A 16,182-nucleotide genomic window follows, 5' to 3' on the forward strand; every position below is an offset into this window, starting at 1 on the left:
GGTTTATACCCAAGTGGCCTCAAGATGCAGTTTCAGCGAGATTTGCTTGGTTTGCAGCCAAGGCGGTCACTTGAAGACTTAGTGGTTTTAAATCGAGAGTGACCAACGCTGGCTGCGAGCCAAGCAAACTCGCCCGAAGGGAGTCAATATACAGGCTCATCTCCGCGTCAAATGACTTTGAAAGGGATGACCATTTCTACAGCCATTTTCCTTGATATGAGCCTGTATATTGACTATGAAATCTGCATCTTGAGGTCACTTGGGTATATTATGGTAACCTCGACTTCGAGTTTCAATTAGTTAACTTTTGGTAACCTACTTCAGTACCACCTATCCTTGGTATGGGATTATGTAAGGTTCGTTGACCGGTGGTTCAAACTGCGACCAGAACAGCTCAAGCATCTCATCACTCATCTGATAGCAGGTCACACTCTCCTTTGTATTACGCAGCAATGCACGCTCTCGGCACACCTCGTAGCCAACATCCAAATAGAGAAACTCAAAGTCGAGCTGATGAGACTGTGCCCAAGCAACAGCTTGCTCGCGCTCTCGTTTGCTCCAAAAACCGTAATCAAAAATCACTGGAACGCCTAGCTCAACCATCCGCAGCGCACTGCGATCAAACAACTCCCGCAGTGTGTTGAGTCTGCGATCAAACACTTCGCGCTCCATATGCTCACCAAACAGCGGGATCATCCATTCATCGGGGGAAAATATAAATCCATTGTGCTCAGAGGCTAGGTTGTTGGAAAGCGTCGACTTGCCAGAGCCGATAAAACCACAAACAAAATATACCTGTATCAAACCATTCTCCTTGTTAAATCATCATCTTGTTACGTGAAAGGTGACAGATTGTGCATCTCGTTGTTTAACCTCTCGATATCGAAGTCAAAACACCAGTGACAACGTCACTTGAATTATCACTTCAATGAAACCAATCTACGTATCATTGTAAAGAATCTCGCCAAATATTAGCGGCCCTAACTAACATTCCTCACTTTCCCCCACTATGCTCTGTCGTGAGCAAAATAGCCCGACTAGAGGCAGCTCATTGGCCGATGTCAGTGGTTTTTATAAGTCTCAGCAGGCATCTGCGAGAATCAATGAAGCTTATGAACGGACAACAAGATATGAACACCCTTAATTCTGACCTCATACCCCTTAACGCGCTTCTCGATCGCATTTTTTCCATCAATCTTCTCGAAACAACGGCGACCAAGCAACGAGCGGGAGACATCAAAAGACTATTGGGGGATATCGACAGCCAGCTCATCCACCTGAGCACCATAGGCAATGAACTCAAGATTCAGCAAGGCCCAGATGAACGCGCACGCACCATTTTAAGGGCCAGTAATAAACGCACTCGATTATGCCTAGAAGCACTCAGAGTTCAATTTGAGATCCTTACTCAACAATCGATGAATTTTGATGAGCAGTACTCAGAAAACGTTATGACACTGCGTCAGCGAGTGAGAAAATTGCGCCAAACTCTTTGCCGAATCATCAGCCAAGGGGCACAGTGAGTCAATGTAACCTACTGAAATAGCGGGCATGAAGCCAACCGTTGCTACGTAAACAGCGAGCAAGGGATTTTGATGATCGCTTTACGAATCAGTCCCGCCTCCTCAACCATGCACAGGGGGCGATGAGGTTGATTAGGATAGAACAACACAAAATCACCAGGCGCAAGCGTTATAAATTGCTCACCCTTGATCTGTTTGCATATTTTGATGTCATGCTCGAGCGACGCCATTTCAACCAAGTCATCTTCAAGATAGTTGGAAAAACCGATGGTCTCCTGACCCTCGAGCAATAGCTCAACGTCTAGGTAATGTTGATGAAATTTGGCGGAGCGTTGATCTTTGGGGCTGGTTTTCACGCGGGCTAATACGACAAAGGCACCGCTCATCGAGAGTGCATATTGCCCATCGTCTGCCGCGTCATCATGGGCGATCATCCAGCTCTCTTGTATTAGAGCACGCAAGGTTGGATGAACATATGGGACGAGATTGAGTTTACTTACATGACCAAACAGCATTCACATTAACCTATTTTTTGCGTCAACACTTTTACCTTGATAGTTACACTATCACGATTATCCTTCTAAAACGTTAGCGCAAATGTAAGGCAATTTTAATACACATGTAAGCAGCATGTGTGGCTCGTAGCAAAATTACCACGAGCACACTCAGTTTGGCGTTAAGTCGCTTAAGCGATCAAGCCTGCGCCATCGGTCGCCTGACACACATAGATGTCTTCTTTCAGACCGGTTGCCGCTTCATACTCGCGCTCAACCGTCGCCTTAATATCACCAACCAATGCTGGCGGGACTAGGGCAACAATACAACCGCCAAAGCCACCACCAGTCATGCGCACACCACCTTGGTCGCCAATCACACCCTTAACGATATCAACCAGAGTATCCACCTCTTTTACTGTGATCTCAAAGTCGTCACGCATAGAGGCATGAGATTCCGCCATCAGCTCACCCAAACGACGAATATCATCTTGGCGCAAAGCTTCTGCCGCTTGTACGGTACGATCGTTTTCCGTGATGACGTGACGAGCACGCTTAGCAACCACTTCATCAAGCTCGTGTGCACGTGAGTTAAACTCTTCAATGGTGACATCACGCAATGCCTTGACACCAAATACTTGCGCCGCTTCTTCACACTGCTCACGACGGGTGTTGTATTCACTATCAACCAGGCCACGCTTCTTGTTAGTGTTGATGATCACCACCGCCATGTCATCTGGCATCGGCACTGCTTTGGTCTCTAGAGAGCGACAGTCCAGCAACAGTGCGTGATTCGCCTTACCTTCAGCCGAAATCATCTGATCCATGATGCCGCAGTTACAGCCAACGAACTCGTTTTCTGCTTGCTGGCCGTTCAGCGCGATCTCAGCTTGAGTGATCTCAATACCATACAGCTCTTTGATGGTTTGACCAATGACGACTTCAAGTGCTGCTGATGAGCTCAAGCCAGCGCCTTGAGGTACGTTACCGCTCACGGCGATATCAACGCCAGCGAACTCGAAGCCACGCTTCTGAAGACATTGCAACACACCACGAATGTAGTTCGACCACATCTTGTCTTGTTGGAACTCGATTTCTTGGTCAAGACTAAACTCATCACGAGCGTCGCCATAGTCAACAGACACTAGGCGAACCAAGTTATCTTCACGTTTAGCTGCGGCAACTACGGTTTGGTAGTTAATCGCACATGGCAAGACAAATCCATCGTTGTAATCGGTGTGTTCACCAATCAGGTTGACACGACCAGGTGCTTGGATCATGTGGGTCGGCTCGTAGCCTAACACCGCCTCAAATGAGGCTTTCACTTTTTGGACTAAATCAGACATCTTTCGTCCTCAATAATAGTTGATAGTTTTTGGGATTGAGGCACTCAAGTGCCCCATGTTTATAGTTAATTACTGCTTTTGAACAGACTGTTACTGCTCTTTATAGTGAACATCACTCAGGTCACGCAGACGCTGTGCTGCCTGCTCTGCAGTCAAATCACGTTGTGATTCTGCTAGCATTTCATAACCGACCATAAATTTGCGTACCGAAGCACTGCGCAATAATGGTGGGTAGAACAAGGCGTGTAGTTGCCAGTGTTCAATGTCCGTTCCTTCCTCAAAAAACGGTGCGTAATGCCAACCCATTGAGTATGGGAATGAGCACTGGAACAGGTTGTCGTAGCGACTGGTTAACTTTTTAATTGCTACTGCCAAATCATCACGCTGTTCATCAGTCAATTCACTCATGCGGCGAACATGAGTTTTAGGCAGAAGCATGGTCTCGAATGGCCATGCTGCCCAATAGGGAACAACAGCAATCCAGTGCTCGGTTTCAACCACAGTACGAGAGCCGTCTTCAACTTCCGCATTCACGTAGTCCACCAACAAGTTCGAGCCGTACTGCTCATAGTACGCACGTAGATTTTGCTCTTTACGCTCTATCTCGTTTGGTAAGAAGCTGTTTGCCCAGATCTGTCCATGTGGGTGTGGCTGAGAACAACCCATGGTTTCGCCCTTGTTCTCAAATGCCTGCACCCAAAGAAACTCTTTGCCAAGCTCTTCAATTTGCTCGTTCCAGGTATCAATTACACCACGGATCTTAGCAACCGGTAGCTCTGGCAGAGTTTTACTGTGATCTGGGGAGAAACAGATCACTCGGCTAAGACCACGAACACCTTGGGTTTTAAACAATGGGTTATCTGATTCAGGCGCATCTGGCGAGTCCACCATCAATGCCGCAAAATCGTTACTGAATACGTATGTCCCTTCATAATCCGGGTTAACATCACCCGAAATACGCTCATTGGTAGGACACAGGAAGCACTTATGGTCGTAGCTTGGTAACTCTTCAGTTGAAGGCTTCTCATCCTGACCACTCCAAGGGCGCTTCGCACGATGCGGAGATACCAAGATCCACTGTCCGGTTAGCGGGTTGTAACGACGGTGTGGGTGGTCCACTGGGTTAAATTCAATGTTTGACATAAGTACTACTTATCCTTCATATCCTTGTGGGTTCTTCGATTGCCAGGTCCAAGTGTCCTGAGTCATTTGTGCGACGCTGCGCGTGGCTTTCCAGCCCAGTTCACGCTCTGCTTTGTCAGTGCTTGCCCAGCACTCGGCAATATCACCTGGGCGGCGAGGACAAATTTCGTAAGGTACAGGATGACCACAGGCTTGACTGAATGCTTCAACCATTTCAAGAACGCTCGAGCCTTTACCAGTACCTAGGTTAAAGATATGCAAGCCTGACTCTTTACCCACCGACTGCAATGCCGCGATATGGCCATCAGCAAGGTCAACCACATGGATATAATCGCGCACGCCCGTGCCATCCGGTGTATTGTAATCGTTTCCAAAAACAGCCAGTTTTTCGCGTCGACCGACCGCCACCTGAGCGATAAATGGCATCAGGTTATTTGGAATGCCTTGTGGGTCTTCACCCATAGTGCCAGACGGATGAGCACCCACTGGGTTAAAGTAGCGTAGCAGTGTAATGCTCCAGTCATTCTCGGCGTTAAACAGGTCTGAATAGCACTGCTCAACCATATACTTACTGCGACCATACGGGTTAGTCGTAGCCCCTGTAGGGGAGTCTTCGGTGATCGGCACAACCTCAGGGTCACCATAGACAGTGGCTGATGAGCTAAACACGATACTCTTGACACCAGCTTTGCGCATACTGCGAGCGAGCACCAGTGAACCATTGACGTTATTGTCGTAGTATTCGATAGGCTTAGCAACTGACTCTCCAACCGCCTTCAAACCCGCAAAATGGATAACAGCGTCAATTTGATGCTGTGAAAATACTGAGTCGAGGAACTCTTCATCGCGAATATCACCTTGATAAAACGCAGGGCGACTACCCGTTAGCGCCTCTATCCGATGCAATACTTCCTCTTTCGCATTTGACAGATTATCGACAATAATCGGTTCAATCCCTGCTTCGATCATCTGTACGCAGGTATGACTCCCAATATAACCCATACCGCCAGTTACTAATACTTTCATAAACTCCTCCCAAGTTGTTGAGATAGATTCTAGACAAGAATTGCGCTTGATTTTGTGACTACTTTCACACTGTGGAAACGTTTACACTAAATTTTACAAATTGAAAGCTTGGGGTTCATAACTGCCGTGCTAGTCTTTGAGTTCTACAAAATGAGACAATGATCTCAAAGTACTGATATTGTTATCAAATAATATAATATCTGTCACAAATCATTAGTATGATTCGCGATCAGGTATCCTAGTTCATAACACAGGCCAGGGAAAAGCAGGCAAATGAAGCGTTTTTTTAACCGACAGAAAAATACGGAACGCTCGGCGAATGTCGAGCCAATAAAGGTTCTCTCTTTAGAGTTGAAACAAGTATTGAGCTTAACCAAAGCCCAGCTTTGCGATTTCGACAACCATCCAGCCCTAGTACTTGGTTTTGTTCCTTGTCAATTTGATCTGGACAGAATTCGTCGGACCTTGACATCAATCGTTGATTGCGAGGTTATTCTTACCAGCACAGCAGGACAACTATCGAGCACCGATGGTAATAACCTCTATCAAACGGGGCAAGACAAACAAGTCGTGCTACAGATTTTCTCCCCAGAACTGATTGAGCAGGTCTCCTGCCATGTGATTAAGTTGCCTTGCCAAGATATCTATAAGCAAAGTTTATCTTTAACCAAAGAGCAAAGAATCAAAGCGATCACCGACCAATTGAGCACAATTAATCCGTCTTTTATCCCTGACCACCACAATAGTTTTGCCCTCACCTTAGTCAATGGCTTCACCAACTGTGAAAGTTGGCTGATGGAGGCCGTTTATCAAAGCGGTAAGTTTGCGGTACCTTTCGTCGGCGGTACTGCGGGCAACGATCTCTCTACTAGTGTGACGTCTATTGCCACCCGTTCACAAGTTGTTCACGAGCACGCCATCATTTGCTTTGTCAAAGTGAGTAAGGCCTACCACTACCAGTTGTTCACCAGCCATAATTACCAGCCGACCAGCCAGCACTGGTTGATCACCGAGGCTAACCCGCCTCTGCGCACCGTAGCCAAGGTGCTTGATCAAGGTGGATCAGGGATGGTGTCTATCGTGGATGCATTGTGTCGCTATCTTAACTGCCAACCAGAGCAGCTAGAGAAGTCACTAGAAGGCTATACATTCGCAATTAAGGTCAAAGACACTTTCTATATCCGCTCTGTTGCAGCAATTGATGTCGCGCAAGGCGGTCTTTCTTTTTACTGTGACCTTCCACTAGCCACTCATCTCTATCTGATGAAGAGTAATGATTTCAGCTCAACCACCCAACGCGACTTTGATGCCCTGAATAGTCACGGCTCTGAACCGGTTGGTGGAGTACTGTTTGACTGTATCTTGCGCCGTCTAAAAAACCAAGCCGGGTTAAGCCGTTTGAATAGTTTTAATGACTTCCCGTGTGCAGGCTTTTCTACACTGGGTGAGTTGTGTGGCGTCAACGTCAATGAAACCTTAAGTGCGCTGTTCTTTTATCGCCAAGATACATATCAAACCGTCAACAACAATAACTTTGTCACCCAGTACGCCTCTTTTGCCCGCTATTTTGTTGAATTAGAGCTACAAGCAAGTCAATTGCTTAGTCAAATGCAGCAAAGCATGATCCAAACCAGTCAAAGTACTATGTCGGTCGCCAACGAGTCTTTGGCGCTATCAAAGCAAGCCGAGCAAAAAACTCATGCGATCAATAGTGACAGCCGAGATCTCAACGATCAATTTAGCGAATTCAATCAATCGATCACTAGGTTGACTGAGCAACTTAATGTCTTAAGTGGCAACGTTAACAGTGCCGAGGGCGATCTCTCTACGATTGAGGCCATCTTCAGCATCATCGAGAAGATTGCGGAGCAAACCAATCTGCTAGCGCTGAATGCCAGTATTGAAGCTGCTCGCGCAGGAGAACACGGACGCGGGTTTGCCGTCGTCGCGGATGAGGTGCGAAAACTCGCACAGAACACCCAAGAATCACTCAACGATTCACGGGATAGTGTTGCCAGACTGCTTAATCAATTCGGTCAGATCACCAAGGACGTGACCACCGTTACCGGTGAGATGGATGCCGCCAACGAGCAAACAACGCGTATTTTGGAAAGTATCCGCCATATCGACAATCATGTTGAAGAAACTGGCGATTTACTGCAAAGCACAATACAAATTGCAGAAAAGCTTGAATCCATTTATCAACAAGGCGAAATCACCAACCGGCATATTGAGTTGATCCGCGCGCAGTTTTAAACCCACGCCAATGAGTGACTAGTCGTATCAAAGGAGAGGCCGGATCTTAAGTCGCCTCTCCTAATCTGCCCATATTTTCCCTTATTCTCCCCCTGCCGTTTCAATCTATCGTTCGAAAGTAGTGGTTATGGCATTATTTTCATTTTTCGCCAAAAATTCATTTTTCTTTTACCGTCATTTAGTGTTTCATTACGGTTTTATTTTGCAGGTAAGTATAGATGTACAAGTTAATTGCCCTTGATTTAGATGGCACCCTCCTAGCAAGCGATAAGCGCATTTCGGAGCAAAACCAAAAAGCTATCGCCAAAGCTCGCGCAGCTGGCGTAACGGTCGTATTGGCTTCCGGGCGCCCTATCCAAGGTATGGTCGATAAGCTAGAGCTGTTGGGAATTAATTCTGATCGAGACTTTGTCCTGTGCTATAACGGCTCAATGGTACAGAACATCGGTACAGGCGAGGTGATCCATCAGCAAATCATTGACGGCAAGGCAGCGAAAAAGGTTGCACGCAAGGCAAAGAAGCTTGGAGTTTATTGTCATGCATTCAGTACTGATTTGGGTTTGATCACCCCAGAGCACAACCCTTATACCCAAATTGAGACCGATATCAACGGCACCCCAGCAACCGAAATGAACTTTGAATCGCTCGAGGATGACCACCCGATAATCAAAGTCATGATGGTGGGGCCAGCCGACAAGATCACTCAGACGTCAGCCGCAATTGATCAGCAACTGAGACAAGAATTCAACGTTGTGCAGAGCGCGCCCTACTTCCTTGAGTTCCTAAATCCATTGTCAAATAAAGGCATTGGCGTTGCGGCGATCGCCGAATATCTCAACATTCCTGCACAACAAGTTATCGCGATGGGTGATGCAGAGAACGATCACCATATGCTGCGTTACGCCGGGCTTGGAATAGCGATGTCAAATGCGATGGAAGAAACTAAGCAAATCGCAGATCACATCACTATCAGCAATGATGAGCATGGTGTCGCACACTGTATCGAACAATTTATCTTCAGCTGATGACCCCATCTTAACAACCTACAACAAACATGAGCCATCTCGGCTCATGTTTGTATCTGCCCTTAACTCACCACAATCCTTGTGGTAGCGACTTACGGTTTGACTATGCAGATTGCGCTAGCGTATTACTGACGCTCTCGCCAACCATTTTCACCCGGCACTTTGCCTCCCATACGGTGACAAATGGTGATCTGAATCGTGCCTTGGTATTCACCATTGATATAACAAGGGACAGACGGTGTTCCCCCCGTGCCCTGTCCTGCGAACGCAGAACCAGAGAAAAGGATGATGATGCTAAACACTAGTGTTTTCATGGGTTACCTCCTTTAGCAGGGTCTCATACGTCTAGACCCAATAAACGAAGCAAAACTTGCACTAAAATTGACATATTACTCAATAGGCTTCATTTGTCTCCAAATTTCAGACTTCCTAATCATGTAATCAAATTACAGCCAATGAACTATTTGTGACATTTTCAAGCTGATCTTGATCACACTTTACTTTTGACCTAAGGTTAAAGAGCTTTAGGGCGTAATTAAATTACATTTTTGAAAAGGAAAGCTTATGTTATCAGTGATAAAAGAGTTGTTTATTCCAGTACGAGACTACGCAGGTCGTGATATTGATGTTGTTATCGCTCGCCTAGCCGCCCAAACGGCAACCGAGGCGACTGCTTGGTCCTACCTTAGCGAACTCTCTGTTTATGAGAACACCTTAAGTGGCATGCGCATCTACCCTCACGAGGTTACCAAACATGCAGCCTGATGCTACGTCTAACGTAGAATTGGTCCTTCCTCAGCTCAACCGAGGGATAAAAAAATGCCCGCATCTGCGGGCATTTTCATTGTTAGCGAAGCAATAAGCTTAGTCGATTTCTGCAGTTAGCTCTTGCGAGCCGGTCTTATCGGTTTGGCCAAACCCACGCAGGCCAACCACATGCACATGCTCATGGTCCTTAAACACTTTACGGACTAACTTATAGGTGGTGCCTTTTTCTGGACTGATATTCTCTGGTGCGGCAATCAATAGTTGCATATCAAGACGATCACACAGCTCAAACAGGGTAGAGATAGACTTCGCATCCAGACGAGCAGCCTCATCGAGGAATAGTAGGCGACACGGAACAATGTCTTTACTGCGCAGTCGACGTGACTCCTCTTCCCAGCTTTGTACTACCATCAACAAGATAGACTGACCAGTACCAATCGCCTCACCCGTTGATAGGGCACCCGACTCCGCTTGTAGCCAACCATCTGAGCCACGATTCACCTCAACGCTGAGCTCAAGATAGTTTCGGTAATCAAGCAGCTCTTCACCTAGTACCTGCGGTGAGCGTTGGCCCATATCGATGTGCGGATTAACGCGCTGGAATAACTTCGCCATCGCTTCAGAGAAGGTAAAGCGCATCGACTCAAACAAGTCTTTATGCGTGTCTTGCTGCGCTGCTAGACTATCAAGCAACACCTCGTGGCTCTCGCGCACCTTGACATTCAAGCGCACGCCTTTTACCTGACCAAATGAGATATTCGACAGACCCTGGTTAAGCATGCGAATACGGTTTTGCTCACGCTGGATGGTCTTCTTGATAATGCTCGCAACGGATTCAGAGCTGATTGCCAGGCGGTTTTCACGCTGAGTAAGCTCCTCGGTCAGGCGTGCCAACTCGACTTCCATCTCTTCGATTGCCTCAACCGGGTCGTCGGTACGGATAATATCTTGGCGAATACGCTCACGCAGGTGCTGATAGACCGCGATATAGAATAGAACTTTGCGCTCTGGGCGAGCATTGTCCTCAGACAGGCGCAACGCATCGCGAAGATCATCGTTATCGGCAACGGCTAAACGTAGCGCGCCAAGCGACTTATCCGACATCGAACGCAGCTCGTCGGCGCTCATGTACGCCAACTCACGCTTGTGCAGGCGTCTTTCGACGTCGTTCTCACGTGCAAGACGCAACACTGAGCACCAGCCCGCTTTTGCCGCGACCACAAAGGTGCGCAGTTCAACGTACTCTTTCTGTACCTTCTTCATTCGCTTGGCTAGGCCTTTCATCTCTAGCTCAGTCGACGTCAAGGTACGTTCATATTCGCTCTTACGCGTACGTGAGGCGTGCAGACGCTCTTGAAGCTCATCACGGCGACGCAATGCACGTTCTTCAGCGCCCTCATCGGCGTTCACGCCGAACTCTTGCAGCTCTTGACGGAACTCTTGTACCGTCTCAAGTTTCGCCTGGTGTGAGCTTTTCAGTGAGGCCAACACTTGGTTGTATTGGTTCATCTGACCTTGAGACTGCTTAAGCTCATCACGCGAGCGGGTTCGAGCACGCTCTGCTTCGATCAATTTGTTCTTAAGCTGCTCACTGAGCTCACTGCTCTTACTCAGCAAGCCCACCGAATCTGAGTAGCTAAAGTAGTGACGACGCTCGACCAGATCCGATAAGGCGAAAATCTGCGCTTTGAGTGCTTGCAGCGCTTGATCCGCTTGCTGATAGCCATTGTGTAAGGCATCAAACTGCTCTGGGTCGGCCTCAAGCGCATTGGCGACTTTATCCAGTTCAGCAACGGCTTTACGATGGGCATTTATGAACACCTTCGCCTCAGACAGCTGGGCAATCTTCCCTTCAAGCTCTTCAAATCGCTCAGATAAGGTATCATCCTCAAGCAGACGCATGGTTGGCGCAATCTTATCGATGGCAGCCAAGGCTTGCTTACTGGTTGTGGTTTGACTGCGCTGCTGCTGGGCTTTGCTATCGAGGTCGGTCAGTAGTCGCACAGCTTGATTACGCTTATCACGTGCAGCGGACAGCGCCTGCTCAGGATCGGCATCAAAGGCCACCTGAATATGCTTAGCGACAAAGTTATTAAAGCTTTGGTATAAACGCTGCTGTTTCTGGGCATCAAACGCTGCTTTTGCATGCTGTTCAACCACCTCTTCACGCTCATTACGAAGTAGCTCAAGGCGCTGCTCACGCGCTGCACGGCCAAACAACGGGATCTCAGGCAAGCGCGAGTAACGCATTTGACGTTCATTAAGACGCACACACACTGCGCCCTCAAGCTCTTCGGCATTAAAACTGCTGTCATCAAAGGCATCAATATCACCCTCGATGATGTACAGATCTTCTGGACAATCATCCAGCTCGACGAGCTTCTGTTCGATATCAGACAGATCAGACACTACGATCGCGTGACGCGCCGGGCCATACATCGCGCTGAAGTATGGCGCATCACCAATGGTGATATCATCGTAGATCTCAGACAGCAGCACGCCACCTAGTGTATCCGCAAGGCCTTTAAGACGCGGATCATTAGAGCCACCTGGTGAGGCAAGACGCTCAATTTCAGACTCAAGCTCACCACGGCGAGTCGCGAGTTTATCTTTGGCAAGCGAGAGGTTCTTCTCGTCTTCGAGCACCAGCTGCATCTGCGACATCACTGCTTGGCTGTCGTACAGGTCCGCCCCGCTCTGCTCACGTAGAACTTCGAGTGCGTCATTGGCGGCAAGCCAGCTTGGCGCAATCGATTCTAAACGCTCGATCTCAGTCGCTAAATCCTGCTCATTGCGACGCTGCTCAGAGCGCTGCTCGCGCAGCTCTTCTTGTGCCATCTCAAGCGACTCAAGCGACATCATATGACGCTCACGCTCTTGCTCGATAGCCAGCTCGTCGTCCAAGACAATGTTGAACTGCTTTTGGTAGCCATCCACCAGCTCTTGGGTCTGACGCTGCGTCTGCAGGTCACGCTCAAGATCGCGGTGCTGAGCGCGCCATTGCTGCTCATTTTCCACCGTTTGCTCGGCTTCACGTGCCTGTTTGAAAATCGACTTGGCTTGCGCGGCTGCTTCGCTACGCTCAACCTGACCAACAATGCCTTGCACCAGTTTGTAGGCCTGCTCGAACTGCTCGGCAGCGGCAGAGGACATATCCAACTTGTGCTTGATTGCTAACAGGCTGTTGGTGTTCTCTGTTTCTTGACTCTTGAGCTCACTCACCAGCGCTTGCGCTGACTCTGCAGTGAGCGAGTCATCGCCCATTAGGGTCTTGGCCTTTTCCAGTGCCTGCACTGCCTGCTGATACTGAAGTGCGCGCGTTTGTTGAACGTCTAGAGCCTGTTGATAGTCAGCAAGCTGAGTTTTGAGGCTATCCACCTCTTCCTCAGACACTGTGGCCTGTTCTTCAGCGATTAAGACGCGCTCTTGCGCCTCTTCCACTACCATCATTTGCTCTTCAAGGCGCTCGCTTAGCTCTTCGAGGTCTTCTTGGTAGCGAGCAATCTTCTCTTGCTGACGCAAGGCATTTTGCACCAACTGCAGGTGATCTGACGCGGCGCGATGGTCGACCTCTAATACGCCTTCTTGGTCAACAAGCTGTTCAAGTTCTTCTTGCACTTGCGCCATCAATTGATTCTGTTCAATCAAGGTCTGACGAGAACCAAACAGCTCTTGGCGCAGCGACATGGCTTGCTCAAGCTTTTTACGCCGCTCGTTGGCATGGCGCATATAGTCCGCTGCCACATAGTTGGTCGACTCGGTGATCAAGTGCTTAAACAGGTCGCGATCGGCTTGAGTCACCTTGATGGCTTCTAGCGTCATGCGATTCTCACGCAATGCCGACTCCATATCCTGGAATGCCTTCTTCACCCCACCATTTTGTGGCAGTAGGTAATCACGCAGTGAGCGAGTAATCGCACTCGAGATACCACCGTAAAGCGACGCCTCAATCAAGCGGTAGAACTTAGAGCGATCACTTGAGTTACGCAGTTTCTTTGGGATCACACCAAACTCAAACATCTGCGCATGGTAATCGACAATAGAGCTGAATGCCTTAAAGTGTGTTCCTTCAAACTCTGCTGCGGCCGCTTTAACTTCATTAATTTGACGTACCCGCGCCTGACTTGCCGACACGGTTTCAATCAGGATGTCGGTTGGCTTGACGTTCATCGGCAAGCCTTGAATCACAAACGGCTTGATATCGACTTTTTTATCGCGACCCGCAACCTGCTGCAATTTAACCGCAAACAGGAGACGTTGGTTACGTGAGTTAATCACATCCAATGCGGCGTAACACGCACCAGCTTGCAGCTTACCGTACAAGCCTTTGTCACGAGAAGACTGGTTTGAGCCTGCCTCAGTGGTATTGCGAAAGTGCAACAAGCTTTGGTCAGGGATCAAGCTGGTAATAAAGGCCGCCATGGTGGTGGATTTACCCGCACCATTACCGCCTGATAGCGTTGTTACCAGACCATCGATATCAAAGGTACGAGCAAAGAAGCCGTTCCAGTTGACCATGGTCAGGGATTGATATTTACCGCGTTCAATCATGCTTCATCCTCTAGGGCATGCTCGGCTTGTGAATCAAGCTCTTGGTTATCATTATTGTTTTGGTCAAGTAAGCTGCCTTGGCTTGGCTCAGGGGTGTGCACCACCGCCTCACCATCACGGATCAGACGCAACTGCGCCTCACGCATATCATCACCGACACGCACATCGGCGCCAAAGCGGAACACTGCTTCACTGATGCGGAATTTGTCAGTTTCACCCACAGTGATCACCATACCCAAGCGGCGCAGGCGACGCAGTGATGTGCGCACCTTCTCAAACAGTTTCTCTTTATCCAAATCAGAGCCAGATGCGCGGTGTGTCACCAGCTTCATCAGCTTTTTCTCATCGGTCAGGGTCAACAGCTCTTCATAGAGCTCTTGATTGGTAAAGATCCCCTCATGTGCTAGGCGCTCCGGGCTGAGATAAAGGAAACACAATACCTTACCCACTAACATGTCCAGCTCAGAAAGTACGCTGCGGCTGATCAATGAGGTCGAGCGAGGGCGAAGGTAGAAAAAGCCTTCCGGCGCTTTCACCAGCTCGGTGTTGTAGCGCTGATAAAACTGCCCTAGTTCCACCTCAAAATCCGACAATAAGGCATGATTATCTAGGTCCTCGCTAGAGATGTGACGCCCTGCGCGCAGCAAGCTATCGAGCTGCGGGAACAGAGGGTTAGAAATTGCTTTTACCAGTTTCTCTGGTATGTAGTCATTAGTATCGGTCGATGACATTTGCTTGTACCTTTGCGCCAAAATCGTTGATTGCTTGCCAGTCTGGTTGAATCGCTTGGTAATCGGACTCCGAATACCCCATGCGTACAGCTTGATCAACAACAATGCGGGCTAAATCAAAATGATGAGTGTGAGGGTGATCGGCGAGATAATCGCGCAGCACCGTACCAAGGTCGATGGGGCGACCTTGGTCTTTATGCGCTTTCAGCATAGTGCCGATAAGCGCTGACAACTCATCATTGACTTGTTCAAACTCTTCATACTCTACCGCCATCGGTACCTGTCCGGTCACTTCATCATCACGAAGTACCAGCGCCTCGTCACGCAGGTCAGTCAATCGCTCTGCATCGGCGTAAGTTAGGAACCACGGCTGGTCGAAGTAGTCTTTTAATGATTGACGCAGACGCGAGCTAAAGGCTCGGTTCTTATCCATATCAATCGCGGTTCGGATAAATTTGTGGACGTGGCGGTCATAGCCAATCCACAGGTCAATCGTTTGTTGACCCCAGCTCGTGATGCGATCAAGCTTCATCTGCAGGCTGAACAGAGTCTCATCGATAAAATCAAGCTCTTCATTGCCATACACCTGCTGCTGGATATCTAAGATCTGCGTTTGCAACTCATCACCAGCCGCTTGCAATGTGTCTTGAAGCTCTTTGAGCGTTTCTGACGTCTCAGACAGCAACTGCTCACAGTTATTGATCGCCTCACGCCAGTCTTTATTGAGTAGCTCAGCAATTTGCACTTTGACTTCTTGTTGCTGCTCATCCATCACGCGCTGGTTGAGATCGATCTGGTCGAAGATCTCGGCAACGGAGTACTTTAATACGCCGTAAACGTTTTTCTTCCAGTGACCGACTGTGCCGCCCTCTTGAGCCGCCTCAAGCGCTTTGGCCATCTCATCCGCGACCATGGATAACTGAATCGACAGGCGCAGCTTAGAAAATTCACGGTGACGAACGTAGTAATCTGTGATTCCCACCGCTAGCGGTGACAATCGATAGATACTTGCTCCGTCATTGACTTCGCTGGTAAAGCGGCTCATCAGTCGCTGCTTAACCATCTCATTGATCGCATTGTTGGCTCGAAATGCCGAGGCTTCTCCCGTATCAGGGAACATCCTGGCCACGATCGCAAACGCATCGTGTAGCTCACCTTCCCCGAGCTCTTCATCAAATCGCTCATTGCTCAGCACCGCCAGTGCGATCAGAAAAGCGAGACGCTCTGGGGGTAGATTGAGCGAAAATTCGTTCTTCTGTACCCAGCTTACCAGCTCATCGACTGGTTGCTCGGCAACATTGTGAGTCATCTCACTCATC

13 protein-coding genes and 1 pseudogene are annotated in these 16,182 nt (G+C 48.6%); 5 read left to right on the top strand and 9 right to left on the bottom strand.

The genetic code is table 11. The features are described 5' to 3' along the window. Positions 1-330: 330 nt before the first annotated feature. The gene (locus ACZ5R2_RS20545) at positions 331-804 is read right to left on the bottom strand and encodes a P-loop nucleotide/nucleoside kinase family protein (RefSeq protein ID WP_464902764.1); all 474 of its coding nucleotides are present in this window, start codon (positions 802-804) and stop codon (positions 331-333) included. A 299-nt stretch (positions 805-1,103) separates the two neighbouring features. Here ACZ5R2_RS20545 and ACZ5R2_RS20550 point away from each other — a divergent pair, with 299 nt between their 5' ends. After that, entirely contained in the window at positions 1,104-1,523 is a 420-nt protein-coding gene (locus tag ACZ5R2_RS20550; RefSeq protein ID WP_464919445.1) for a hypothetical protein, read from the top strand. A gap of 44 nt (positions 1,524-1,567) precedes the next feature. Here the strand turns inward: ACZ5R2_RS20550 and ACZ5R2_RS20555 are convergent, their stop codons facing one another. From ACZ5R2_RS20555 to galE, 4 genes are all read right to left on the bottom strand, one after another. Beyond that, positions 1,568-2,038 carry a NanQ anomerase/TabA/YiaL family protein gene (locus ACZ5R2_RS20555; protein ID WP_464902762.1) on the bottom strand — a complete coding sequence of 157 codons (471 nt, stop codon included), beginning with the start codon at positions 2,036-2,038 and terminating at the stop codon, positions 1,568-1,570. A 170-nt stretch (positions 2,039-2,208) separates the two neighbouring features. Further along, the gene (gene galK, locus ACZ5R2_RS20560; RefSeq protein ID WP_464902761.1) at positions 2,209-3,363 is read right to left on the bottom strand and encodes a galactokinase; all 1,155 of its coding nucleotides are present in this window, start codon (positions 3,361-3,363) and stop codon (positions 2,209-2,211) included. Between the two features lie 90 nt (positions 3,364-3,453). Then, positions 3,454-4,506, bottom strand: coding sequence for a UDP-glucose--hexose-1-phosphate uridylyltransferase (locus ACZ5R2_RS20565; RefSeq protein ID WP_464902760.1), 1,053 nt, complete (start codon positions 4,504-4,506; stop codon positions 3,454-3,456). Positions 4,507-4,515: 9 nt separating this feature from the next. Next, positions 4,516-5,532 carry a UDP-glucose 4-epimerase GalE gene (galE, locus tag ACZ5R2_RS20570; RefSeq protein WP_464902759.1) on the bottom strand — a complete coding sequence of 339 codons (1,017 nt, stop codon included), beginning with the start codon at positions 5,530-5,532 and terminating at the stop codon, positions 4,516-4,518. Between the two features lie 273 nt (positions 5,533-5,805). Between galE and ACZ5R2_RS20575 the strand changes: the two are divergent. The 3 genes and pseudogenes from ACZ5R2_RS20575 to ACZ5R2_RS20585 all read left to right on the top strand — a co-directional run. Then, a pseudogene (locus ACZ5R2_RS20575) lies at positions 5,806-6,975 on the top strand (FIST signal transduction protein); the annotation flags it as partial. Positions 6,976-7,176: 201 nt separating this feature from the next. Continuing rightward, positions 7,177-7,788 carry a methyl-accepting chemotaxis protein gene (locus ACZ5R2_RS20580; protein ID WP_464919473.1) on the top strand — a complete coding sequence of 204 codons (612 nt, stop codon included), beginning with the start codon at positions 7,177-7,179 and terminating at the stop codon, positions 7,786-7,788. A gap of 218 nt (positions 7,789-8,006) precedes the next feature. Further along, positions 8,007-8,813 (top strand): Cof-type HAD-IIB family hydrolase, encoded by an 807-nt coding sequence (locus ACZ5R2_RS20585; RefSeq protein ID WP_464902758.1) that lies wholly within the window; start codon positions 8,007-8,009, stop codon positions 8,811-8,813. Between the two features lie 125 nt (positions 8,814-8,938). On the opposite strand, the gene ACZ5R2_RS20590 is transcribed toward ACZ5R2_RS20585, so the two are convergent. Continuing rightward, positions 8,939-9,127 (bottom strand): hypothetical protein, encoded by a 189-nt coding sequence (locus tag ACZ5R2_RS20590; protein WP_464902757.1) that lies wholly within the window; start codon positions 9,125-9,127, stop codon positions 8,939-8,941. Positions 9,128-9,377: 250 nt separating this feature from the next. Here ACZ5R2_RS20590 and ACZ5R2_RS20595 point away from each other — a divergent pair, with 250 nt between their 5' ends. Beyond that, a complete protein-coding gene (locus tag ACZ5R2_RS20595; protein WP_464902756.1) occupies positions 9,378-9,578 on the top strand; it encodes a hypothetical protein in 201 nt (66 codons plus the stop codon). Between the two features lie 99 nt (positions 9,579-9,677). On the opposite strand, the gene mukB is transcribed toward ACZ5R2_RS20595, so the two are convergent. The 3 genes from mukB to mukF are packed head-to-tail and all read right to left on the bottom strand — an operon-like array spanning position 9,678 to position 16,181. Then, the gene (gene mukB, locus ACZ5R2_RS20600) at positions 9,678-14,132 is read right to left on the bottom strand and encodes a chromosome partition protein MukB (protein WP_464902755.1); all 4,455 of its coding nucleotides are present in this window, start codon (positions 14,130-14,132) and stop codon (positions 9,678-9,680) included. Next, positions 14,129-14,863: a chromosome partition protein MukE gene (gene mukE, locus ACZ5R2_RS20605; protein WP_464902754.1), complete on the bottom strand. Its 735-nt coding sequence runs from the start codon at positions 14,861-14,863 to the stop codon at positions 14,129-14,131. The genes mukB and mukE overlap by 4 nt, the downstream gene beginning before the upstream one ends. Continuing rightward, a complete protein-coding gene (gene mukF, locus ACZ5R2_RS20610; protein WP_464902753.1) occupies positions 14,844-16,181 on the bottom strand; it encodes a chromosome partition protein MukF in 1,338 nt (445 codons plus the stop codon). Before mukF ends, mukE begins: the two co-directional genes overlap by 20 nt. Position 16,182: the final 1 nt, after the last annotated feature.

Source organism: Vibrio sabulosilitoris, assembly GCF_055391395.1.

Bases quoted from the DNA above. Each gene is read 5' to 3' on its own strand.
- galE (WP_464902759.1), bottom strand. From the start codon at position 5,532: ATGAAAGTATTAGTAACTGGCGGTATGGGTTATATTGGGAGTCATACC.
- mukE (WP_464902754.1), bottom strand. From the start codon at position 14,863: ATGTCATCGACCGATACTAATGACTACATACCAGAGAAACTGGTAAAA.
- ACZ5R2_RS20595 (WP_464902756.1), top strand. From the start codon at position 9,378: ATGTTATCAGTGATAAAAGAGTTGTTTATTCCAGTACGAGACTACGCA.
- ACZ5R2_RS20555 (WP_464902762.1), bottom strand. From the start codon at position 2,038: ATGCTGTTTGGTCATGTAAGTAAACTCAATCTCGTCCCATATGTTCAT.
- ACZ5R2_RS20550 (WP_464919445.1), top strand. From the start codon at position 1,104: ATGAAGCTTATGAACGGACAACAAGATATGAACACCCTTAATTCTGAC.
- ACZ5R2_RS20590 (WP_464902757.1), bottom strand. From the start codon at position 9,127: ATGAAAACACTAGTGTTTAGCATCATCATCCTTTTCTCTGGTTCTGCG.
- ACZ5R2_RS20565 (WP_464902760.1), bottom strand. From the start codon at position 4,506: ATGTCAAACATTGAATTTAACCCAGTGGACCACCCACACCGTCGTTAC.
- mukF (WP_464902753.1), bottom strand. From the start codon at position 16,181: ATGAGTGAGATGACTCACAATGTTGCCGAGCAACCAGTCGATGAGCTG.
- ACZ5R2_RS20580 (WP_464919473.1), top strand. From the start codon at position 7,177: ATGTCGGTCGCCAACGAGTCTTTGGCGCTATCAAAGCAAGCCGAGCAA.
- ACZ5R2_RS20585 (WP_464902758.1), top strand. From the start codon at position 8,007: ATGTACAAGTTAATTGCCCTTGATTTAGATGGCACCCTCCTAGCAAGC.
- galK (WP_464902761.1), bottom strand. From the start codon at position 3,363: ATGTCTGATTTAGTCCAAAAAGTGAAAGCCTCATTTGAGGCGGTGTTA.
- mukB (WP_464902755.1), bottom strand. From the start codon at position 14,132: ATGATTGAACGCGGTAAATATCAATCCCTGACCATGGTCAACTGGAAC.